Origin of the sequence: Pseudoalteromonas sp. 20-92 (genome assembly GCF_030847595.1) — a bacterium.
Lineage (GTDB): Bacteria > Pseudomonadota > Gammaproteobacteria > Enterobacterales > Alteromonadaceae > Pseudoalteromonas > Pseudoalteromonas fuliginea.
In genome coordinates this window covers 245468-269546 of the sequence record NZ_JANJGQ010000005.1, presented here as the reverse complement: position 1 = coordinate 269546, position 24079 = coordinate 245468, and the positions used below count along the sequence as shown (strand labels likewise).

At 36.4% G+C, this 24079-nt stretch carries 15 protein-coding genes and 3 pseudogenes; all 18 read right to left on the bottom strand.

Annotated elements, in window-relative coordinates; translation table 11 throughout:
* Positions 1-252 precede the first annotated feature (252 nt).
* The 18 genes and pseudogenes from NRL14_RS07720 to NRL14_RS07635 all read right to left on the bottom strand — a co-directional run bounded on the left by NRL14_RS07720 (position 253) and on the right by NRL14_RS07635 (position 24053).
* Complete coding sequence (locus NRL14_RS07720; RefSeq protein WP_306724370.1) at positions 253-3249, bottom strand: hypothetical protein; 2997 nt, start codon at positions 3247-3249, stop codon at positions 253-255.
* A 428-nt stretch (positions 3250-3677) separates the two neighbouring features.
* Entirely contained in the window at positions 3678-5285 is a 1608-nt protein-coding gene (locus NRL14_RS07715; RefSeq protein ID WP_033030335.1) for a methyl-accepting chemotaxis protein, read from the bottom strand.
* Between the two features lie 73 nt (positions 5286-5358).
* Positions 5359-5769 (bottom strand): hypothetical protein, encoded by a 411-nt coding sequence (locus NRL14_RS07710; RefSeq protein ID WP_033030333.1) that lies wholly within the window; start codon positions 5767-5769, stop codon positions 5359-5361.
* Positions 5770-5779: 10 nt separating this feature from the next.
* Positions 5780-6982: a hypothetical protein gene (locus NRL14_RS07705; protein WP_139016131.1), complete on the bottom strand. Its 1203-nt coding sequence runs from the start codon at positions 6980-6982 to the stop codon at positions 5780-5782.
* A gap of 127 nt (positions 6983-7109) precedes the next feature.
* Positions 7110-8240 carry an SMP-30/gluconolactonase/LRE family protein gene (locus tag NRL14_RS07700; RefSeq protein ID WP_033030329.1) on the bottom strand — a complete coding sequence of 377 codons (1131 nt, stop codon included), beginning with the start codon at positions 8238-8240 and terminating at the stop codon, positions 7110-7112.
* 92 nt (positions 8241-8332) lie between these two features.
* Positions 8333-10204, bottom strand: a complete 1872-nt coding sequence (locus NRL14_RS07695) for a CRTAC1 family protein (protein ID WP_149605817.1) — start codon at positions 10202-10204, stop codon at positions 8333-8335.
* A gap of 25 nt (positions 10205-10229) precedes the next feature.
* On the bottom strand, positions 10230-11672 hold the full coding sequence (locus NRL14_RS07690; RefSeq protein ID WP_306724369.1) for a sulfatase-like hydrolase/transferase: 1443 nt from the start codon (positions 11670-11672) through the stop codon (positions 10230-10232).
* A 68-nt stretch (positions 11673-11740) separates the two neighbouring features.
* A complete protein-coding gene (locus NRL14_RS07685; RefSeq protein WP_149605815.1) occupies positions 11741-13264 on the bottom strand; it encodes a sulfatase-like hydrolase/transferase in 1524 nt (507 codons plus the stop codon).
* 247 nt (positions 13265-13511) lie between these two features.
* Complete coding sequence (locus NRL14_RS07680; RefSeq protein WP_149605814.1) at positions 13512-14402, bottom strand: family 16 glycosylhydrolase; 891 nt, start codon at positions 14400-14402, stop codon at positions 13512-13514.
* A 74-nt stretch (positions 14403-14476) separates the two neighbouring features.
* Complete coding sequence (locus tag NRL14_RS07675; RefSeq protein WP_149605813.1) at positions 14477-16903, bottom strand: alpha-amylase family protein; 2427 nt, start codon at positions 16901-16903, stop codon at positions 14477-14479.
* 660 nt (positions 16904-17563) lie between these two features.
* On the bottom strand, positions 17564-18712 hold the full coding sequence (locus NRL14_RS07670) for a N(5)-(carboxyethyl)ornithine synthase (RefSeq protein WP_306724368.1): 1149 nt from the start codon (positions 18710-18712) through the stop codon (positions 17564-17566).
* Positions 18713-19112: 400 nt separating this feature from the next.
* Positions 19113-19322 (bottom strand): annotated as a pseudogene (locus NRL14_RS07665) (ClbS/DfsB family four-helix bundle protein); the annotation flags it as partial.
* A pseudogene (locus tag NRL14_RS07660) lies at positions 19321-19614 on the bottom strand (transposase); the annotation flags it as partial. The pseudogenes NRL14_RS07665 and NRL14_RS07660, both read right to left, overlap by 2 nt.
* A 208-nt stretch (positions 19615-19822) precedes the next feature.
* Complete coding sequence (locus NRL14_RS07655; protein ID WP_149605811.1) at positions 19823-20545, bottom strand: hypothetical protein; 723 nt, start codon at positions 20543-20545, stop codon at positions 19823-19825.
* Between the two features lie 213 nt (positions 20546-20758).
* Positions 20759-21337: an NAD(P)H-dependent oxidoreductase gene (locus NRL14_RS07650; protein WP_033028780.1), complete on the bottom strand. Its 579-nt coding sequence runs from the start codon at positions 21335-21337 to the stop codon at positions 20759-20761.
* Positions 21338-21409: 72 nt separating this feature from the next.
* Positions 21410-21748, bottom strand: a complete 339-nt coding sequence (locus NRL14_RS07645; RefSeq protein WP_149605810.1) for a MerR family transcriptional regulator — start codon at positions 21746-21748, stop codon at positions 21410-21412.
* Between the two features lie 452 nt (positions 21749-22200).
* A pseudogene (locus tag NRL14_RS07640) lies at positions 22201-22617 on the bottom strand (alpha/beta hydrolase); the annotation flags it as partial.
* 413 nt (positions 22618-23030) lie between these two features.
* The gene (locus NRL14_RS07635; protein ID WP_149605809.1) at positions 23031-24053 is read right to left on the bottom strand and encodes an acyltransferase; all 1023 of its coding nucleotides are present in this window, start codon (positions 24051-24053) and stop codon (positions 23031-23033) included.
* Positions 24054-24079: the final 26 nt, after the last annotated feature.

Genomic DNA, 24079 nt, shown 5'->3' with positions numbered 1-24079 from the left:
AGACATGGGGATGCTCCTTAAAAAAGGAGTATAAGATCATACTTTTAAGTCAAGGTAAAGTTCGTGATCTTGCCCTGCAATTTAATTGCCCTTAACTATTATATTTATATGTAAAAGTCCTGAATTTATAACGCTGTGAAAGTATAATTTAGGGTTAATTTGCTAAAAATATAATCCTGTCGCCCCAGATAAAATCTCAGAGCTATTCAGTAATAACAAGATTACTAAACAGGTAAAATAACTCACAACACATTATTCATTTGCATGAGGTTCACAAGTAAACTCACTGTCTTCATCCGCTCTTAATAGATCAAACTCATCTATGCAAACAGGGTTTGCTGCTGTACCAACGGCAGCATTGTTTATATTAAAAAAACTTTTCACCCAATTTGCAGGAACAACACCATACACAAATGGATCAGGTTGCATCGGCTGACGGCGCTCGTCATTAATAGCAAATACATTTTCTCGCAATTTAAGTGCTTCTAAATCTAAGCCGTCAAGCCCATCTTCAGTATGGCAACTTGTACAAAAAGCATTATTAGATGAGTCAGGTCTAGGCCGGTCAAAAAATAACGGCCCTTCAGGAAAATTGATACTATCACGCACACTTACTAAGTCAGCTGGAATATTGCCTAAATTTGCAGTTAAATCGCCAGTATTATCTAAATAACAAACATATTTTGTTAAATCCCTAATGTTGTTACTTGCATTAACGTCTCTGTTTACATAATTATCAATTATTCTGTGTAACGTGTTATCTACTGTGTTAGACCATTCTGTCCAGCGAGAATTTGCTTCACTCCCTATTCCAGCAATCGTTCCATTAGCCATATTACAAGCAACTTCTGGGTTAAGTTCTTGTGCAAAAACTTTAAAATCATCTATCCAACCAATAAATTGGGTTTCGCTTCGATCACCAGCACCAATAATTATATTGCCACCTGCATGCAATCGAAAAAGCGGCTGGTCGACCATTAACATATCAACAGGATAACCGTCTACAAACGTTAAAACCTCTGTTGATGATGCTTTGGCAGATACTTGAAATCCTAAGTGTACCCAGCCATAGTCATTATCAATTGGAGTATTATCAGGGTTTCGTAAAATTGGTTCATCAATTAAATACGTTCCAACAACGTTATTACTAGGATCTTTAAAAACCAATGTTTTACCCATTTGTATACTAATACTTGAGCCATCAGAGTACGTCACTAAACGCTTGTCACCTGGTATATTTTTATCTCTTTGATCAATAAAAAGCCCGTAATACAATGTTCCTTGCATAAATTGAGCGGCACGTTCATTACTTTGCTCAGGTATTCTAAAACTAACTCCTTGACCTTGTTCTTTTATCCACAGTCCTTTGCCATTGATACCACCGTTAGCAATAGGCTCGACTCTTGGTTTTATACCTCGACTCGGTAATAGTTGGCCATAACGAGGTACTCTCCATTCACTTGAAGAAATAAGTGGCGCTCTACCTGCTACTACAGGTGCTAAAAGGCGCCCGCCTGTAGCTGTATTTTGAACCGTATCTTCTACAATTGCTCTTAATCCACTCGGTCGCAAATCAATAACTTGAGCCATATTGGCATTAATAAAACTATTGGGGTTGAGGTAGTCATCAAATGCAAGTTCGTGTGTACCTCGCCCAGAACTAACCAGCCAACTTACATCTGCTGGAGTTACTGGACGCATTGTATTTTTAAAGTAATTAAATCTATGTTCATTAGAATCAATAAAAGTCGTATTTCCAGAACTCGCTAATGGATGATTGTCCTCATCGTTATCGCGTCCATTTCCTACCCTTATTGGTGACCCCGAATCATAGAGGTCTATTAAACGGTGAGCCGCATCGGTTCCATTTAAAGAGTAATCAATGTTGTTAATAAGGTTATCTAGTAAAACCATTTTTCCTCGAGTCCACAACCCCATAATTACACGACCATTTAATATGCCGCCATCTTGAGCTTCATCACCAGTTGAGCACTTATCTATATCAGTGAAACATTCAGAACTAGTGACTCTTGAATCAACAATTTCATTTTTTTTATTACTACGCTCAACTAAATCATAGCCAATACTTGTAATTGAAATATTATCAGCATTTTTATCAATCCATGGATAGGTACCAATCGGCTGGGTCTCAGCAATGACATCACCTTCAGTATCTCTAAATAACTGCATAGCAAAGCCAAATTTTTTATTTATTGAATCGTCGTATGGCGCATGACTTAATGGTCTAATACTTTGTGAAGTCCATTGCTGAACATCACAAGCCGCAAAGTCATTGCTTGCATCACTATCACTATTTTGTTCATTGTATAAATATACGTTATCTGAACGCGTTGCTACGCGTTTACCTGTAGAATCTTCATAAAAAACCGAGGTTCCGGCATTTGCACGTAAAAAAAGAAGTTTACCGTCACCGGCTACATTGGGTTCTAAAAAACCTTTCATTGGTATTGAAGCACCCCTATATGGATTTAGAGTTGTTTTAACCCGATCAATTATATCCCCAGGCCTATTTTCTACTCTTTCAGGTAACCTAACTTGAATAATCTGAGCGCGAGCCGTTTTAGGGTTAGACACTTCAACAGTTACCGGTATACCAAAAATAGTACGCGAATCTGTACTTATAATATTACCATTTTCATCTTCAACACTAACTTTCTCAATATTATCGCCCCTTATAATCGTAAGATCGTAGCAATCATTTAAGCTGCTAACACCGCATGCATAAGGGTTTTTCTTAGTTGATTTTTTATCAAAAGTAGGATCGCACATCCCTTGATGTGCTGTTGAGCTTCCGCCGTAAAAATTATTTAAAGTCGAATTATTAATCGCTGCACCATTAAATGTCATTGTATTATCGGCATTTATTATTATGTTGCTTCTCCTTGCGCCGGGAACCAAAGCATCGGGATGAGCAAGTATATCGCTCCCGGAACGATGCTCAATAAATGCTTTATTAAAATTAGGATGCGCTGGATCATCAAATTTTTCAGGTACCTGTAAACGAAAGACTAAGTTTCCATCTCTTTGTGGCTTATGAGAAATACTTATACGTCCATCAGCCGTTGTTTGTAATGCCGGAATAGTCGCTCGCGTGTATTGCGGAAAACCTGTCTCACTACCAATTTGAGTTGTCATATGCACATCTCGAACGATAGATGGCCTTTCTGGTACGGCCCAAGAATGGAAAGAAAGTACCAAAACACTCAATTTTATTACTTTAAGATTCACAGTTAATCTCCTAATTAAAAAAACAATAAACATACTATGTTTAATTACATTGGATGTTATTATTTGTTTTTTGAATGATCAATGTTTATTTTTTGTCCGATAAATGTTTGTTTTTTGTTGGGTGATAAAAAATAGGAGTACATCTGGGAAAATCAAGTATCAAAAAAGGTAAAATAGTCATTAACTAAAGTTGATAAAAAGTGAATTTATATGGGTATACGAAAAATTTAAAAGCAGTAAAGTCAGATAGATATTTAGATAAGGTATATCAATTTCTCATTAGATCATAAAAGAAAGGTCTTTGTTAACAGTTTTACTTTTTCTAATTCAAATAAATTAAACTGACAGTGGTTCACTTTTATTAGTACCTGTCAGTTTAGATTAATAAATTTAATTACGTAAAAAATATTTAAATTTTCCAATATAAATTAAACATTAAACCGGCTAACTAAATTGTACATTTTATTGCTGGTTTGCTTAATAGAGTCACCTAAATCAACAAGTTTCGCACCATGATGTAATGAACTATCACTCATCTTACTAACTAAGTTAATAGTGCTGTCTATTGACTTACATGTAGCTGACTGCTCTTCCGCAGCTGAAGCTACTTGGGTATTGAGCATAAGCATATCGTTTACAATCGATTTAATTTCGACTAAACTTTGGCTAGACGATTTTGACGCTTGAACAGTTTTAACCGTAACTTCTGAACTGTGCTTCATTGAATCAACAACTATATTTGATGATAATATAAGTTCATTAAGTAGATTTTGAATTTCAAGAGTAGACTGGTGGGTTCGATTAGCAAGACTACGAACTTCATCTGCAACAACAGCAAATCCACGTCCTTGCTCTCCAGCTCGTGCAGCTTCAATTGCTGCATTTAAAGCAAGCAAATTTGTTTGCTCAGCAATACCTTGAATCGTATTTAATATACCGTTTACATTGTTAACCTGTATTTTAAGTTGATCAACATTACTAGAGGTTCTATCAATATCTTTAGATAAATTATTAATATAATCTACAGATGTTTGAGCATGTATATTTCCACTTTCAGCTGAAGATGTTGCAACTTTAGCCAACCCTGATGCCTGACTTGAATTTTCAGTAATATATTCAACGCAAGTTAATAGCTCTCGAATAGCGGTTGTTGATTCTTGTACCGATTCATTTTGCTTGTTATTTTCTTCATTAGATTTTTTAGTGCTAGATATCAATTCTATTGAAATTTCTTCAAGGAATGAGGATGCAAATATGACCTCTGAAATGATAGAGTGGAGCTTAACAACAAAATCATCAAAGCTGCTAGCTAAATCACCTAGTTCATCGTTGTTTTTGTAACTGATTCTGTTAGTTAAATCAGCACTACCTTCAGAAAATTTCTTCAATGAATCTGTTATTAATGCAATGTTATTTATAATGCTTTTACTAAGTAATACACTATAAACAAGTAAACTTAACACCCATATAATAGAAACAACAGTAGTAAACCAACGAGCATTACTAGCCTTTAATTCTATATTTTTCACACTGTTTTTTAATTGTTTATCTGCCATTAACTCTAAATTATAAAGATCATTTTTTAACTCAAGAAGACGTTTGTTATTTTCAACCGCTTTACTTTGCAAAACTTGAATAGACACATCGCCATTAATAAATTTGTTTGCTAATTCAATACTACTTTTTTGATACATTTCAAATTTATTTAACAGTTCACTAACCCCTTCAAATTGAACATCATCATTTTTTACTAAGGTTAAATTATTTTTAATCTTGATCGCGAACTGTTCTACTTCCTGTAGCATATCACTATCACCAATAGTGACACTCACATTGATGGTAGATTCCATTTGCCCTAAATATAATTTACTTTCTTTTATAGCAAGTAAGGTGGGATATAAATTATTTTGAAGCAACTTAGCATTTTTAGTCATAGAAGATAAAGCAAAGTGATTAATAGTAAATATTATAATAAACCCAAGTAGAGCAGTTACAGAGACAGAGATAATTTTTTGCTTTATAGTTAAATTAAACATATAGCTTTATTTCCATTTATAGATCACCTCTCAAATATCTATATAATATTAGTGAGATGATCTATTTCTAAGGTTATTTAGATAAAACACTTACTTTATCAGTAACTTCTGTACTATCTATATACCCTATAAAACTGGGATTACTAGATATCATATTTATAAGCTCTTCACTATTTGAGATTTCTTTTGGAGGTTTACCTTTGCCAGTAAAGACTAACCTAGTCCAATAAGCGCTTAACTGTGCTTCTGATTTATTAGTATATTTACTGTGAAATTCACTTTTAAGAGGAGCTTCTGCTGTACGTTCGACAATAGTGATATGCGTGCCGTCAGGCAAACTTTGACGTTTACCTAAAAATAAATTTTTAACCTCCGCAGGGGTTAATGTGGCACTCAGGCTTGGGTTACCAACAACAACTACTTCAGCTTGTACGAATGCTGTTTGAAAACAAAGAGCGCTAGCTAATATTAATATTTTTTTCATGTGCCTCTCCTTAAAAAACAGCTTGTAAGCTAACGCTATAAAGTAAATTATCAATATCTCTAGTGTTACCATTTACACCTGTAGATGTATGTTCATAACTATCAACTTGCGCTTTAAATGCTAAATTACTCGAAATATCGTAACGTGATCCAATTGACAGAATACTTTGCTGAAATGACTTTTGCAGATTAAAACGAGTAACCGTGTTTTTTTCATCATCAGCAACATAAGTGTCAACGTTTAAACCACGCTCACTATCATCTAGCGTTTCTCTATATTGATACATAACATAAGGTGTAATATCACCAAAACGATAGCCTACTGAAGCATAATACTTACCATTATCTTGTCGGCCGCCCGTCGTTATTTCAAAAATAGCCTCTGCGTCAACCTTCCATAATCCATCATCAAAACCATAGCCTAAAGAATAAAAGGTTTGTCTATCCCCGGCGTAGTAACCTTCCTCTTCTAGTCTTTCGTTACCTTGACTATCTGTATAAGTAAAGTCGCTTAGATCCCCAGGCTCTGTTCGTGTTGTAGCACCTAACTTAAACAAATGCTCATCTATAGAATAAGTGGCATGAACCCCCATAATATCGTCAATTGTGTAGGTTTTATTGTTATTAGCAGCAGCTTTTGCACGAGGGTCTTCATTCTGCCCATAAAAGGCTTGAACTTGCACTGTTCCATCGCCTAAATAAATATCATGCAATATTTCAATACCGGTGTGGCGTTGAACCTTATTATTTGCATAAATTAACTCAGGGGTTCTTAGCCATAAATGAGCAAAACCAGTGTCTTTATAATCACTGTCTTTATAAAGAGGCACACGTAAAATACCTCCTCGTAGTTTTGTTTGATCTGACAATTTATAACTTAAGTAGGCTAAATCAACACCAAAGCTGTCGTCATAGGGACGGCTTTCAGCAAAAAACTTAGTTAATAAAGTGAAATCTAATTTTTCTGATGCTTTAAAATCAATTTGAACGCCCCCCCAAGTCTCAGATGTTGCATTTATTTTCGTATCATAAGCTCTAAAAAATGCGTTCTCTTTTTTTGCCGTTCCAGCGGTTAAATTTAAATAACCAGAAATTTTAACTTTATCTAGTGCAGCAGCAAGCTCGTCTATTTGTGTGTTAGCACTAGCAGTAAATCCGGATTGCATTAATAAAAAAGACGTTATAACGGAGTACTTAAAACTTTTTCTCATCATTCACCCTATTTGTTTATATTTAATGTCCAATGTATTATTACATATGATGTTTGCATTATTAATACATTTTTACTCTAAATTTAATTATCTAATCAAAAAAATTAAAATATCGATTTAAAGTAGATGGTTAATTATCTATTAACTTAATTTCACTTACTGTATAAGGCTTGCCATGCCCAGTATTGGCAATGCCTGAGCCTGTAAGTAAGTCAAAATTAGACACAAGCAGAGAGCCTTTGTAATAAATAATATCAGCGGGTTGATCTAATTCACCATTTTCTGAATTATTATCGGGGTATGATGCAATAACAGTTACATTCTGGTGTGTATCAATTTTTATAACTTGATTAGTTAAAAAACCTGCAGCGTATAAATTACCTTGAGGGTCTATAGTAAGACCATCAGGTCCGCTTCCTTTTGGAAGTGTTGCGTAGGTACTTTGGCTAAGCAGGTTATTGTTTGCATCAAGCGTTAATTTATAAATTAAGTCGTCACCTAAGTTGGTCACAAACAAGTTACCCTGTGCGTCAAACACTAAACCATCAAGTCCAAATTTACGTTGCTTATTAACAGTTTTAGCTAAAAACAATAAATGTGGATCATCTGTATTGTTTGTCACTAATATATTGGTATCTGTAGCCTTAAAACGATATATCCCACTAAGAGTCTCGGCCTTATTTTCACTTGGCACACGCAATTGAGTTACGTAAATATAGCCATTTTGGTAACGTACCCCATTTGGGGAACTCATGCCTTTGGCAACGACTTGAGTGTTAATAACTGCATTATTTTTTAAGGTAAGTTTAAGTAATCGAGCTTTGCCAACACCTTGGTTATCGGCTACAAATAACGAGCCATCGGGGGCATAGGCAAGTCCCATAGGACGACCTTTGCCTTTATTATTTGGTCCAGATAACTGAGTTATTTTAGTAAACGTGTTGTCATTATTAATATTAACCAATACACCCGCTTGTAGCCCTTTATTGGCATAATTAACGCACGATAAAGTAAGTTCTCCTGTAGGAGAGACAGCAAAAGCGTCTGGGGTTGGGCAATAATCAGGGAGTGATGCAAATAAACTCGCACTATTAAGCATTGTATTAGACGTTTTAACAGACGCTAAAGATGCACTTACTTCCCCTTTATTTATGCTTTTATTATTGCTTTGAGCCATGTGAGTACTGCAACCAAACACAGTAAATAAGCACACTAAACCCGCTAATTTATTTTTAAGATGAGTGATGTTGTTTTTATTCATTATTGCTCTCTTTTGCTCTTAATTTTTGCGAAAAAAAAGCAAGGCTTGTTACCAAACCTTGCTTTTTACCTCTCATAGTTAACTCTTTTGCATTAAAGATTGGTTACTTTATCTATACCAATCTTAGATTTACTTATCACTTCGCCATTGCTGTAACGCACACTCACGTTATCTATTTCGTTGCACTGACCCAAACCAAAATGAACCACGTTATCAAATGATTGTGTATAAGGTGCTGCATCAGGCGATACTCGCTTTGTTAGGGTTTTACCACAGCCTTTAAGTGTCGCTATAGCACCAATTGGGCTTGTATTATGCTTAAGTGAATTACTTATACGCAGTAATGCATAGTGATTACTGTTATTGGCTTGATTACTAAATAAGTGCCACTGACCTCTGTCGTTATTCATAATAATATCGATCTGGCCGTCTAAGTTGTAATCAAATACATTTGCGCCTGAACCAATGGTACCTAAGGTATTTGTAATTAATCCCGAATGAGTAGCTTGGCTAAATGTATTATCGCCATTATTTAAATACAGTATTTGCGACGTAGGGGTTACCAAGTTACCTTGTTTAACAACAAATAAATCTTGATATCCGCTGTTGTTAAAATCACCTACACTCACTCCCGTGGTATTTAAATTGGTTTTAACACCGGCTTTATCACTTACATCAACGAATTTTCCACTTTCATTTTTTAATAACAAATCTGATGGTGCCACTGGCTTTTTATTTTCTGTATAGTGCTTAACACCGGTTACCACTCCCGTAGTCGGTGAAAACGTATTACCCGCCATGCGCCACTTATTATTACCTATATAACCAACATAAAGTCCTTTATTAGGTTGAGTATCAGGCCATCCTAAGCCGTTACTGCTAACAATATTAACGTTTTGACCGCTGTGCCTTTCACCTTCAAATTTGTATTTATAGGCACCTTCTCCTACAAACACATCTTGATTCGGATAAGGTGATTGGTAATTAACTATATTGAGCGTGTCGCCAATAAGTAAGTCGTTGAATTTAAATGACCCGCGTTTAGTATAAAAACCAAATGTTTTGCTTTTAGCATCAAAAAACGTATCGCCTGCTTGTAATGGGTTAGCACGACTTATATATAAATCAAAGTCACCATCGTTATCAAAATCAATTTCGCTAACACCCGTCGCATCCATTATTTTATTAGGTAAAATGTTGCCGGTTACGTCACTAAAGGTAAAGTCGCCATTGCCTTTTAAAATACGTAAAGCGCCGTCGCCGTAAATCACTAAATCGTCAACTTTATCGTTATTAAAATCGGTAATAAGGACTTTTTGACCGTCTCGATTAGTTTTTGGTAAATCAGTTGCGTGGGTTATATTGCCACTACCATCATTTTTATAAATAAAATTACTGGTTTGTTTACCGCTATTAGCCTGCGGGAATCCCATTAGTAATAAATCTAAGTGGCCGTTATTATTGGCATCAAAAAACTTACTAGTGCGCCCACGTAACGTTGGCAATTTGGGTGAAAAATCACCGCCTTCAATAATTTCTCTTTTGTTAAAGTGAAATAACTTAGCATTACGCGCGTTATCGCCAGAGCCACCACCACGCGAAAGCAAAATGTCCATCTTGCCATCTTTATCGTAATCGCCTACGCCAATACCGTGCATATCACCCACAATAAGATCGCGCCCTTTGTCGTAAACGCCTTTATTGTTCCAATACAAACGAATGGTATAACCATGATCAGTAAGTAATAAATCAGGGGAACCGTCTTGGTCTAAATCGCTTATTAATGCGTTATCCCATTTACGGCGGTTTTTGTTTTCTAATTTAATTGCTTGGTGTTGCTCAGTAAATAATGTGCTGCTAGTTGTTAGCTGAGCGCTCGCTAGGGCACTCGCTTGTTGACAACCTAGTAAGCTTGCGCCAATGCATAACAAAAAAACATGCCATGTAACTGCTTTTACTTTCATACAATCTCCTTGAATTTGATAAAGCTTACTTGGTTGTTTTAAACGTTTTATCGAATCGTGGCATGGCATCTAATCGCCAGTTCACACCTTCAGTAGTTTCATGAAACCAGCTTGGCTGTTGGTTATCCCAGCTCCATTTTTCCATTTCTCGAACCATGTCGGTTAACAGTGCCTTGTTAGATTTACTTACATCATGTTTTTCAGAAATATCGTTTTCGATATTAAATAACTGCCACGGTTGCTGGTTAACTTTTAATGCTTTCCACTGGTTCATACGAATTGCAGCATCGCTGTAACCTTTACGATGGCGAAGTGCATAAATAGGCTCATCTTTATGTGGGTTTTCATTTTTAATAAACGCAGGCCATATATTTGTGCCGTCTAAATGTTGGTTTTCTTCAACTTTAGCGCCCGCTAAAGCTGCAAATGTCGGATACAGATCAAGTGCCGATACAGGGTGCGAAAAGCGTTTGCCTGCAGGTACATGCTTAGGCCAATGAAACAACATAGGGACTCTAAAACCGCCCTCTTGTGTACTGCCCTTACCTGCTTTAAGTGGGAAGTTATTAGCGCCTTTGCTTAATTTTCCACCGTTATCGCTCATAAATACGATAAGCGTATTATCATATTGATTATTTTTTTTCAGGGCTTCTACTAGTTTACCCACGCCACGGTCAACCGCGTAAACCATACCTGCGTAGGTTTTACGGTCTTTATTTTTTATATTAGGAAACATCGCCATATCTTCATCTTTAGCTTGCAATGGCGTATGCGGTGCGTTGTAAGCTAAATATAAAAAAAATGGATGCTTTTTGTTCACTGCTTTGTCTACAAAATTAACGGCTTCGCGCGAAAGTGCATCAGTAATATACTGCGTTTCTTTTACTTCTTTGCCGTTGTGCTCTAGCGGTGTAATGTACTCAAAAATATTTTTTAAGCCTTGTGCCTTTTGCTTTTTATACTGGGGTTGGTACTGATCAGGAAAGTAATTATGCCCCCCCCCTAAAAAGCCATAGTATTCATCAAAACCACGTTTATTTGGATGATGCTGCGGCGTATCGCCCATATGCCATTTACCTAATGCACCGGTAAAATAGTTGTTTTCGTTTAGTAGTTTACTAATAAACTTGGCGTCAGTAGGCACGCCTACGTTTGAGCCGCGTGTCGGTAAATTAAATTGTGAGCCAATCTTATGTGGATAACGACCGGTCATTAATGCCGCTCGGCTTGGGCCACAGAATGGGTGCGCTACGTAAGCGTCTGAAAAAGAGGTACCCGATTTAGCAAGATCATCAATATTTGGGGTAATAATGTCCTTAGAGCCATTAAAACCAACATCTGCATAACCTAAGTCATCTGCAACAATAAGAATAATATTGGGTTTTTGTTCACTTGCGTGTCCCCCCGCAGAGCCAATTAATAATGCAAGCGATGATAAAGCGCTCAATAATTTTGTGTGTGTTTTCATAGTGCCAATCTCAATTTTGAAAATAAAAATAGTAGGCCAATTATGGCCTACCAAAGGGCATTACTCGGCTATAAAAAAGCTTTCATGTGGTGGTTAAATTTTGTTAATGATGGGTCGTCTATACGGTTTAACTCTCCCGCCATTTTATGCACTAAATCAGTAAGCTGTTTTTTATATTTAGGATTATCTATTTGGTTTGTGATTTCGTACGGATCATTTTTTAAGTCGTATAATTCATCGCGGCTATCACCTGGATTCCATACAAATTTCATTTCAGGGGTACGTATAGCTCTAATACCAAACCATCCGCCGTTGTACCATTCATAGGCATATAACGAAATATCATCTTTACCAGCATCCGCACTATCACCTTGTTTCATTAATGGTAAAAGTGAACGCCCATCTTCGTCGCCATCAAGTGGTAGTGTCATCCACTGGCGAAGTGTTGGCGCAATGTCGAGCATAGACACTTGGCGGTTAATTATTTTAGGCTCAAGGCTAGGGTCACGAATAATAAGTGGCATACGCATTAATTCGTCATACGCATATGGGCCTTTGTCATAAAGGTTATGCTCACCTAACATACTGCCCTGATCGCCGACTAAAATAATGTGCAGGTCGTCGTATAAACCTTCTTCTTTAGCCGTATTAATAAGCTCGCCAACTGCGTGGTCAATCATGGCAATGGCACCATAGTAAAAACTATGTGCTTTGCGCCAATCGGTTTCACTCATATGACTTACGTCATGCCAAGGCCACCAAATATCATCTTGCGCCATTGGTTTATGTTTACGTTTTATACCAAAGTTTTTGGGAAGTTTTATATCTTTGTAGTCGTACATGCTGGCGTAAGGCTCTGGTACTCGGTACGGTGGATGAGGTTGTTCAAAGCTAACAATACCAAAAAATGGCTTGTCTGATTTAGCCGCATTTTGCAGCATTAGTTTGCCTTCGTTTACTTCTTTAGCCGTTACTGTATCTGCGTATGTACCAGGAAGCGTTTTATAGTAATCATGCTTTTCGCCATTTTTATCACGTTCTCCTGCGTTCATACGGGCTACATTTTTTTGCGTTTGATAAGGCGTAAAAGGACGGCCGTTACGTTCTTCATCTTTATCGTGCCCCCACATAAAGTTTGCACCGCGTAGTGCTGGGCCTTGTGCACCTAAATGCCATTTACCTACATAGCTAACATCGTACCCTATGCTGGTTGCACGTTTAATTACGCTGCCTTCACTGAGTGATAACTCCGAAAGACGAGAATGATAAAGACCTACGTTATCGTCAAGGCCCGTTTTATGTCCCCAGCGCCCAGTAAACATAGCCGCGCGCGAAGGTGAGCATAAGCCTGTAGATGTCATCGCTTGATCAAAACGTGTGCCTTCGTTTGCTAATGCATCAATATTTGGCGTTGAAACTGGGCCATTACGATATGAAAACGTATCAAAGCGCATATCATCAAACAGTAAAATAAGCACATTTGGCTTTTTGATTTCAGAGTTTTTGAGTTCTGCATCTTTTGCATATAAATTTGTAGCAAATAATGTGCAGCACCCTAACAGCATCACCATTTTTATTTTAAATAAGTTCATGTGTGTGTCCTTTTAAACAACTAAAAATTGCTACGTCAGTGTTTTAGCAATCAGCTTGTACTTTATTATGAAAGCATGAAATCGATTTTAATAATATAAACATATGATGTTTGCATTGGCAACAAATAAATTTAAACTTGGCTAATATTTATACTTTAAAACCTATATAAATGTTGACAATAAACTCGTGTTTTATCATTTACATAAAAGGTATTAAATGCTTTATTAGAATTGCTTGTAAGGCTTTCTATTGCTTTAACCATGTTCTCACGTAATCAACTTCCATTGATGTTGGAAAACCTTGTGCAGACTGATTATCTGAAGGGTAAAATTGATTACATTTCCATTGTGTATGCGGTGTGCGTAAACCCTGCGACAATGTTAAGTTCATCTCTCTGTGCCAGTACAAATTCTTTTTATAGCCAACCTGAACATTATCTACATACCATGTAATGTCGTCTTTTGTTACATTAACCCCATAAGTATGAAAGCCATCACTGGGATCAAATGGTAAATGATAGCCATTATGGTTTGTTTCTGGCGAGCTACCAGGTCGCATCCACTTGGGTGCGCCATCTTTTATAACAATATTATGTAGGTCGTGGTCCGACTCTTGAAGCGTCTGTTTTTGTGTTAACTCAACTACATCTATTTCACTATATTGCACATCACCTTCATTCGTTAAAGTACGATCTATTTTGCTGTACATCCAAAATGCAGGTGACACTCCAGGAAATTTATCCGCACCTTTAATACGCGCCTCATAATATCCGTAACTCCCTGTTGCCCTAGATTTAGCAACTCCCGAAGTGTAAAACAACCTATAATTAGGTACTTTTGTTTTATTGCAGCCATCCCAAAACGTTCTTAGATGCGTTTCTCGTTTAGTAGTTAGCTTTAATATGCCTTCAGAAACACTGGCATTTTCATCTTTCCAAGACCAAACACCATAGTTTTCTGTTTGAAAATTCCATTTTTCAGCATCTTTACTATCAAACTCATCTGAGCGCTCAGTTTGTAAAACCCAATTTTCGCCTGGTTGCGCAATATGTGGCATCGGTTGCGCATTAACTCCTGCACTACCAAATATTAAGCTCAACGATATTACTATTAGTTTAACCTTGTTATTTGTTTTCATTTTCTATCCACAACTTAATGTATCGTATTAATTAAAAAGCGAGCACATAGGTATGTACTCGCTAAAAAAATTATTTATTGAACAGTAACTTCAACAAGCAAGACACCCTCAGAAGGGACATCAAAGCTGGTGTTCATTTTATTACTCGTCATTAAGTTTTTAACATGAATAGATTTACCATTTTTAAGCGACAGATCAACGGTCGCTGTTGTATGGCCTAAATTTAAAATATTAACCAGGTAACGACCATTATCTTGCTTAACAGTACGCCATGTTGTGGTTTTAAATGATTCGCCATTATCTACTTTTACAACAACATCAGGCGTGCTACCCGAAACCTCTGCAAGTGCAGTTTGTTTAATAGTTTCAACGTCTGCACCTTTTGGCATAACAATAAGCTTTCCTTTATTGGCAACTAACTTAGCCTTACGTGGATGTCCGTATTCATCTAAAGACAAGCTTTTCGCTGAGTCTAAAATAACGGTCCCACCTTTGTTTAAATATCCTTGAAGCGCTTTAAACTCTTCATCTGTAACAAAGTTATTGCGATAAACCAGTATTGCATCCCAATTGTTGTTATCTTGCTTTTCAATTACATTTTTAGTGACAAAACCAAGTGGGAAACCTTCAAAAAATAGATTTTCGTAAAGCTTATAACCCTTCGTCATATAGTCATTTGTATTGATCGCTGTTGTTTCAGAATAAAACAATCGAAGAGGACGACGCTGCTCTCTAAGTTCTATAATTTCCTCAGAAAAACTATTAAGATCAAACATCACTTGAGTAACTTCGTTAGTTACATGTGGCTGCATGTTATTAGAGCCTGCAAATGCACCACCAAGACCTGGGTCAAAAAAGTCGAGATCACCTTCTAAGCGATCCTCAGGTGAACCATCTGGATCACGCGCCCAAAACCAACCCATATTGGCATCCATTCCAAGTAGAGTTGCAAGCCAATAAACACTTCGAACATAACTTGTACGTGTATCTAAATCTCGCCACTGACCCGAAGATAAAAAGTGAGATTCTGAATTTACATTAATTTTATTAGGTGCAACTGATTCCATAAAGTCATGAAACATCGTTACAATGCCCCAATTGTAAGCGTATTTCTCAATCCACTTAGAGGACTTACCAGGACGGATGTTTTCGCTTCCAAAAGACTTAGCATCGTGCCCTACCATAGTTGTTAACTCGGCTAATGCTTCTGTATCAATACCACCAGAACGCGAATCATCCATAAACATGCGCGGCATAATTTTTATATGGGTATCGGCGTTTTCATTTACAGAATGCAGCTCATTTTGAACGTAAGTAAACCAGTCAGTACTTCTGTCCATATTATAACGTGTCCAGTCGTACCACTTAGGCTCGCCTTTAATCGCAGGATCGATAGGTATCTCAATAGCTATATCTGAAAATTGACTAAAATGCGTTCCCCAGTTTTCATTTAACTCGTTAATATCACCTTGGTACTTTTTATCTAACCAGCTTCTAAACTTGTTTAATGTGTATGAAGAAATACTGGTCATTTCTTGGAATTTTTGTGTCCAGTGGCCTTTTTCAGCATACCAGTGTGGTTCATTAGCTAACACAAACCCTACTTCAGTTACTTTTTTACCTTTAGTAAGCTCGCCCGTTTTACGGATTATTTTACCCCAAATATCTCGCGCTAATGGGTTATCAATATCGAATCCAGTAAATAACGAGCGGCCTTTTCTAACTTCTGGTTCTTGCTCTTCAACCCACTTTGGAATGCCCATTAACCAATAAACCAAAAAGCCAATGTTGGTATCAGGGATGCGCGTTAGCTCTTTCATTAACTCTTCGTCAAAGGTGCCATCTTCACGTACTAAAAATGAATTAATAGCGCGGTCATGATCCACCGGATACAAATCTTCACCACCATGGTAAAGCGCACCTAAATGATCGTTATAAACATCTTTATTAGTAAGTGGCTGGCCAACACTCTTTGAAAAATAGTCATATAAAAAAATAGGCTTATCATTACTAACAAACATATTGTCTTGTGCTTTTGTGTTTTGCCAATCAACCTTATTTACAGGGCGACGTTTAATTTCACCTGAAAGCTCTTGCCCAAGCTCTTTAATGCCTTTATCTAAAATTTGGATGACTTTTTCGCGCTCAAAATTTGGTAACTCTTTTGCTAGTTTTTCTTTGTCGGCAGCGTAATGACGCTCGTAGCCAAATAACTTTACAACTGCGTCGTAATTATTTTCATCCCAGTTAGCAAATTTTAAGAACTGTTCTGCAAACCAGATAATGCTCTGCTCACGCGTTACATCAATTTGCTTACTTTGTGCTTGTTGCATCATTTTTTTTAATTTTGCTATTTTTAGAGTCGCAGTTTGCTCGTATTTATTTTGCGTTGCGCTTAGCGTTTCATTGTTATCAACTTTAGCTACGCTTTCTTGCTGCGAGCATGCTGTTGTAAGCAAAAATAAGGGGGCTAGTGTGAAGCCTAAAAGATGTTGTCTCATATTTTTCTCCCGTTGAGGTCGTTATCTGTTAACAGGTTTTTGCACTGTTGTTATTATTTAATATCGACAACATACATCATATGTTTATATTTGTAATTCATTTTCTTTACCAAAAGTAAAATATTTCATGGTGGGATCCCACACTTATTTATAATAAATATTTAAATATGAAATACTTTATATCTAATTTATATATGAATACTTTTTGTATTTCGATTGGCATTCTAGTTGATGATAAATTAGGGCATTGATAGAGAGAAGTTTATCTGGGCGCTTATATTTTCAAGGTCATTGGTGCCATCTACATCAATCTTTTTTGTACGTTCGTAGGAGAATCGACCTGAAGATCGAATGCTCAATTTGGTTTTTCACAAAGTACTGTTGTAGTGATAATGTAATCTATAATGGTATTAAAATTTAAGGACAAATAAATAGTAGTACGAACTTAATTACGTGGTTCATGCGCTACTTTGACATGGTAGAAAGTGGCAATTCAACCTACTCGAAAATACAAAGTAGTCATCAACTACTTAAAATAACATTCTGAATTTAAGAGTTTAATATCGACTAACAAACACTTCGCCTTAAAATTACTAGTATTAAGACGAAGTGCACACCCCTAATTAATCTAATGTAAAATTAGATTAGAGATAGATTTAATCATTGTGTTATTACGTTATAAGGGTAAATATTTTCGCGGTTTTGGAATGCCAAAATTGCCGTATTTTTAATTATTCCTAGCTCAATGTTTATTGCACGGCGAATAGTTTCATCTTTTTGCCACTGCAAAGCACCTTTGAGTATCGTTTGTAAATATACAATGAGCGCCGCAGAGATTGAACGCGTCGCGCTTTCCCATAAATAACTCGGTGTATGATCAACGCCATAATAATCCGTGTTGTTATATCGAAATAAAGGGTTTTTAAACGTTGTCGGCTTTGCAAAAAAGAATCCCATCCCCTCATCACAGCTAACATCAATAATTAAGCTGTTTGGTTTTAAGCACTCGGCTTCTGATTCAATGACAAAGTTAACCGGATGAGCTGTTTCTTGATAAGTCCCGTTCACGATAATATCGGCTTCGCTAATAAGATCGCTAAGTGGTCGATTAGTCCCATCATGCTCAACAACCATCATGCGAGCCTCTCCTTCAATACCTTCTTGTACCTTAACATAGTGACAATCTAATATTTCTTCACGCACTTCGTGATCAGGACGCTGAATACAAATGGTAATATCTCTAAAGCCATGCGCTTTCAGGGCGTAAATAGCGCCTCTACTCACTGCACCAAAACTAAATATAATCGTTTTACGTTGATCGCCATAATGACCATCAATACCCTTAAGTTGCAAAGCATGTATTACAGCGCAATACCCTGCCATTTCATTGTTTTTATAAAAAGTATGGCGCCCTACATTCCCGTTTGGTGACCACACATACATATATTCAAAAGCAATTAAGGTAAGTTTACGCTCAATTGCCGCTTGTGTTATTTCATGCTGTTGAACGCAGTGGGCATAACCCCAAATAGTGCCTCCTTCGCGCATTTCTTCTAAATCAGCAAGTACAGGCTTTGCAATAATGGCCGTGCCAATATGGGTAAGTATTTCGCTGCGCGATGCAATGCCACCCGTTAACGTTGCAATATATTCATCGCTAACATTAAAAGCGGTGCCATAGCCTTGTTCAAACACCATTTGTTTTCTAAGGTTTTCTGGAATTCGTAATAAGTGCTCTGGGTGAATAGGATACCGTCTTTCATCTGTCTTGCGGGATGTTCCGATAACGCCGATAGTTAATTCACTCATGCTAAGTCCTGTTTATAAAGTAAGTACGCTTTAGTTCACCAACGAACCATCATACTTCGCCAATAAACTTAGGCGGTGTTTTTATGTACGTTTTTGGCTCGGATGAACCAACTCTATTTTACAAAGGTGTAATTTTGGCAATAAATAATGAAGAGCAGTGAGTTAACTTGCATTAAGTTGCAAGCTGAAGACTATTACCTTTTGAGTAAAAGTGCTGACTGAATATATCAGAAATAAGTACTGCTAACTTGAGTATCTCAAAATGAAATATAGAGAGTACTAGCCTGTAGAGCAGATTTAATCCACTTTAAATTGGGCTAGCTGAAAATTCAGCTTTTATATCAACTTCGGCTATGCCCATGAGCGGACGGTGGCACCAAAGTCACTTGTTATGTGATTTTTATCTTATATCATTGCTCTTCTTAAATTTTCTTACTTTAGCGCGCATATTTTTCATTGGTGATGAGGCATTAAGCTGGATCATTCTACCTAATGTATATTTTTTATACCAAGCAACACCGTAAAGATCATGCTCACTTAATGAACTAACTAGCGACAAAATATTATTTGTTGTTATTTTAAACTCAGAGATTAAGTCATTGTAGCTCCAATACTTTGCGCTCAGAAGCCTTTACCACTTTTTTGCCATTGCCTCCTGTGTAGTGGTCAACTAATTTTAGCCGCTCTTCAGCATACATTTTCTTTAAACGGCGATTTTCATCTTCAAGCTCTTTCATTCGTGTCATTAAAGACGCATCCATGCCGCCGTATTTAGCGCGCCATTTATAAAAGGTTGAGTTGCCCACACCATGTTCACGGAATAGCTCAGGAATAGGCTCGCCGTTTTCGGCTTGTTTTAAAATGGCAAGGATTCGGCTGTCTGTAAAATGTGCTTTTTTCATAATTTTCTCCTGTGTTTACAATAAGAGACAATTCTACATTTGGCTTCTATTATTTTTCGGGGGGATTACCCTACGATGAATCAACTTACTTAACGGCATTGAAAAGTAAGGGATCACCGCTGTTAAAATTTGCGGTGGAAAGTGAGCTTTAGCGCTTGCTGTCCACCTCAGGGCGTGTTGTTATGTGGCGGATACTCGTATCTGTATTCTACAGAGACAAATTTATCCAATTATCACAGCCACTTAGTTCCACAAATAAATCTGAAGGGTATTGAATAATGTCAATTATGTTTTCAGCTGAAATATCTTTTTCACTGAAAGCTTCATGCTCTATTTGCTCAGAAATGTTATGACCACGATCTTTGAGAAATACTCTAAACATCTCCTTCTCAGGAAGATAACTCTCATTAAGTTGACTCATTGGAACGCTTGCTTTCACGATACATGGAATTCCAATTTTCTTCAAATTTTCACCTATTTCTGTGAGTTCATGACAGCCATAAAGTGACTCTCCACCCCAATATTGAAAAAAGCCTCCAATTCCACACTCCGATTCTAGATAAGGTTTGAAAAAGCAAAACCATATCATGTCACTTCTACAGTCTGCGGCGGCCTGATTGGTTCTTTTTAACTCACCTGCAACTTGTTCAGTTATCAGTGAATTCACCTTCATTTTTTCAATTCTATTAATAAGTGTAATTTTTGTTTGCGCGATCATGCCACTGGCTAAAATCCCGTCAATTTCATGAATAGCGAGATTCGTGCAGTGATAACCAATCAAATTGTGTTTTTTTAGTACTTCTCTAAATCTAATGACGAATTCATCATGTAAATATGCGCTTGTCTGTGTTGCACACTTACATTCCCAACCATAAAAAAAATCTATGTTTTCATCTAATAGCTTTATGATCTCATCAGGCCAAGTGTCCATAGATTCAATAACAATGTTAATAGCTTTCTCCCATTAATTTAGATTAGATATGTACAATATAACAATAAACAAGACAGTCACTTTAATTAAGCAACAAGATTGCACCATTAAATTTAATTTTTAGGTTAATAATTTATCTTTTATTACGGTAAAAATGGTCAAAAATAACATTAATACCTATTGACAGAGTTAAGGCTCATATATGATGTGAGTTTAGTTAGCAGTAGCCCCTAGTTTTGACATATCATTAATCCATTTAATTCTAGACTCTTTAGTAGAGCTTATAATAGGGCCAATCATTTTACTTTTCACAGAACCAAAACCAACGAATTTGAGTGTTGTTGTCTTTAATTGTTTGATAGCTGGGGCACCTTGAATCCAAAAGTAATACCATGGTGGGGTATCCATCGTCATCACAATTCGGGCTGTTTTCCCTTCCAGTAATTTTTTGGGAATAGATTTACCTTTCTCGTATTCAAATGCAAAACCAGGCAGAAATGTTCGATCAATAAGTCCTTTTAATTTTGCAGGTACTGCCCCCCACCAAATGGGTGTAAAAATAACTAAATGATCGCACCACTCAATATAGGCCTGAAATGACTTTAACGTATCTTCTAAAGAGGCTTTTTCATCATATCCGCTGGAAAGATCGATGTTGAACTCCATATCTGATATTTTTATCAGCTGGACCTCGTGTTTATTTTTAGCTGAATCTAAGTAAGCCTCAGCTAAAGAACTTACAAAACTATCTTTCTTAGGGTTTCCCACCAGAACTAATACCCGCTTACTCATCTCATTATCCAATAATTAATTATGTGAGATGGAGTTTACCGTCTCCCCATTAGGGGAGAGTCAAATGTTTATTTAGGGATTTATCTGGTTATAGCATTTATCAATATTATTGACTTGCTTATTTATATCCTCAATTTTGCTAATTAATTCTTTTCTTATCTCGCTTAAAAATTGTTTAATTTTTTTCCAGTCAACTTTGTTATCATTGTAAACCATAACGCCTCTAAGTTTAGACAGCGTTATTCCTAAATCCTTTGCCTCTTTAATTAATATGAGAAGCTCTATATCTGTTTCATCATATACTCTATAGCGGCCTTTTCTTTCCGGCTGCCTTATCAATCCTTTTTCTTCATAGAATCGAATTGCCTTAATAGATAATCCTGTTTTTTTTGATGCTTCACCAATGTACATATAATACCGACTTATAACGAGGCCGTAGAATAACTTCAACAGCCAGATTCAATTAAAAAATGAGTCCTATAATCAACTTTGAGCATTTTTATTGACGTAATGCCGACTATCTATAAGACCTACGAGAAGCACTACTAGCCTCTATTTATTCTTTCACTTTACCTTTAGGAGGCCAAAAATGGAGGACACCTTCGCTATTTTAGCGCGAAAACATCCTTATTTTATAAGTTTTTATTAATACCAAAAAGTATAAGCTATTGCTATTAATAAATATTATGCTTGGGCTAGATTGTTTTATCATGTAAAGGTGAGTAAAGTTTCATTTAGCTAATGACAACTAATCCCCAATGACCGCTATTCGCTGAAGTACTGCTGGGTGCCATTAATGGCCATAAAAATCTTAGCCACTGGTTAGTTACCTTTGCTTTATTTAGAAGTAGCTTTTGAAGACCTTAGGTTAATAACACTGCAAAAGCACTGTGGTGAGACAACCCTGCTAATACTTTGGATTGGATACTTAACCCTTGACAATTTCGTGACTTTAACTGAGTCTCAAATGCTAGCATTTCTTCAACCATGCTGCCCTCCTCACTACCAATGTATATAAACACTTGTGCTTTTATGGCCTTATTGCTTTTTGCATAGTTACTTTCCAGCCGAAACATCGCTTTATTGTCATACCAGAACGATGGACTACCTAAAATGTAATACTCAAACAATTCAGGATGAGTGATCAAAATGTTGGCGCCAAGCAACCCGCCATATGAGTAGACAACAAATATCTTTTTGTCCGGCTTAATTCGGTACATATGGTTAATAAGAGGTAAAACTTCATCTGAAATGAAACTTATGTACTGGTTGGCTTGACCAGAATGTTTTTGAGGTTGGAGCGAGTGCCCCCTTCATTTGAGGCATATGTTGGTGTGTAGTCACTTGTACGACTAATCAAAGGGTCATGTCCTTTGGAGTATGAAATCCCGGCTATAATGACATCCTTAATATATCTGCCCCCATTAGATGTACAATGCCACTCGCCGCTGCAACGGAGTAGCCCGTGTATTTCAATAATACCAGAGGGTACTTTTTATTGCTTTGTGAATAATTGTTGGGCAAGCGTATATAAAGCTCATATTCTAATCCACTTTTTTCATGTTTAATTTCAAGGTATGCGTATTTCGAATTTTAACTTCTGTAATCTTCTTCGCACTTAACGCTATAGAGCAAAAAACAACAGCAAAGGCCAGCTTAAAAACATTCTTTCTTTTCCTTAAATGTGTAAAAACTAAATTTTTTGCTGCTTTTTATTCGAAAGACTTCTAATTTTATTTGCAATAGGCCTTTCGAAGAAAACATACGATATATACGCAAAAAACACGCTTAAGCTCAGTGATAACAACAACTTAAGTTCGTTGTTTGAATTTAATTTATTAACTATTCCGATAATAGGCATATGCAATAAATAGAATGAGTAAGACACCTTCCCTAAAAAGTCACCAATTTTATTTGCTAAAACAATATTGTTATTTGGTACTAAAAAAACAACACAAAAGAATACTGTGCTCATAACAAATAAAACTTCATAACTAAGCCACATCTTTTTTTTGTCGCCCTCGTTAATAGGTGAAAACTCAGGATACAATAGAGGTATTAAACATAAAGCTAATATAAACCAGTTACTTTTCATATAACTTGGCACTTTAAGTGATTTGTAATGCAAACCAAATATAACGCCAATAAAAAAATACGGAAACGTTCTTAAAGTACTAAAAAAGTTGTAAGGAATACTTTCAATTTCACCAAATAACCTTGGGAAATCAACTAAATACCAAAACATCATAAAGGCTACGATTAATAAATATATATACCCTTTCCTTTCGCCTGCTAAAGACCAGAAAGCTACAAATATAATATAAAACTGTATTTCTGGTGGAATTGACCAAAGCACACTTTCGCCATGTATAAACAAAAGATGCCCTATTAACGAATTAAGATCAGTTATGTTGTATAAAATATCATAGTTATTTTGTGTTAATAAGTAAGAGCTAAATACAATTACAAGGTATAGGGGTAAAACTCGGCCAGCTCTAGCTAATAAGTATCGTTCAATATTTACTCTGCTAAACTTAGTGTCTAAATAAAGAAGTGACATTAAAAACCCACTAAGAAGGAAAAATAACATTACACCATAGGCTCCAGCCCCCCCCCCTAGAGAGCCATTTAACCAATGAGTTATATCTGAAAAGTGGGTAACAAATACAATAAGGGCGGCTAAAGCTCTTAAAGAGTTTAATTTTCTAATTTCCATGAAGTTGATTTAATCCTTAGCTTATT

What these genes read in the sequence shown, in the direction of transcription:
- NRL14_RS07715 (WP_033030335.1), bottom strand. Translation starts at nt 5,285, where the DNA reads ATGTTTAATTTAACTATAAAGCAAAAAATTATCTCTGTCTCTGTAACT.
- NRL14_RS07710 (WP_033030333.1), bottom strand. Translation starts at nt 5,769, where the DNA reads ATGAAAAAAATATTAATATTAGCTAGCGCTCTTTGTTTTCAAACAGCA.
- NRL14_RS07705 (WP_139016131.1), bottom strand. Translation starts at nt 6,982, where the DNA reads ATGATGAGAAAAAGTTTTAAGTACTCCGTTATAACGTCTTTTTTATTA.
- NRL14_RS07700 (WP_033030329.1), bottom strand. Translation starts at nt 8,240, where the DNA reads ATGAATAAAAACAACATCACTCATCTTAAAAATAAATTAGCGGGTTTA.
- NRL14_RS07695 (WP_149605817.1), bottom strand. Translation starts at nt 10,204, where the DNA reads ATGAAAGTAAAAGCAGTTACATGGCATGTTTTTTTGTTATGCATTGGC.
- NRL14_RS07690 (WP_306724369.1), bottom strand. Translation starts at nt 11,672, where the DNA reads ATGAAAACACACACAAAATTATTGAGCGCTTTATCATCGCTTGCATTA.
- NRL14_RS07685 (WP_149605815.1), bottom strand. Translation starts at nt 13,264, where the DNA reads ATGAACTTATTTAAAATAAAAATGGTGATGCTGTTAGGGTGCTGCACA.
- NRL14_RS07680 (WP_149605814.1), bottom strand. Translation starts at nt 14,402, where the DNA reads ATGAAAACAAATAACAAGGTTAAACTAATAGTAATATCGTTGAGCTTA.
- NRL14_RS07675 (WP_149605813.1), bottom strand. Translation starts at nt 16,903, where the DNA reads ATGAGACAACATCTTTTAGGCTTCACACTAGCCCCCTTATTTTTGCTT.
- NRL14_RS07670 (WP_306724368.1), bottom strand. Translation starts at nt 18,712, where the DNA reads ATGAGTGAATTAACTATCGGCGTTATCGGAACATCCCGCAAGACAGAT.
- NRL14_RS07655 (WP_149605811.1), bottom strand. Translation starts at nt 20,545, where the DNA reads ATGGACACTTGGCCTGATGAGATCATAAAGCTATTAGATGAAAACATA.
- NRL14_RS07650 (WP_033028780.1), bottom strand. Translation starts at nt 21,337, where the DNA reads ATGAGTAAGCGGGTATTAGTTCTGGTGGGAAACCCTAAGAAAGATAGT.
- NRL14_RS07645 (WP_149605810.1), bottom strand. Translation starts at nt 21,748, where the DNA reads ATGTACATTGGTGAAGCATCAAAAAAAACAGGATTATCTATTAAGGCA.
- NRL14_RS07635 (WP_149605809.1), bottom strand. Translation starts at nt 24,053, where the DNA reads ATGGAAATTAGAAAATTAAACTCTTTAAGAGCTTTAGCCGCCCTTATT.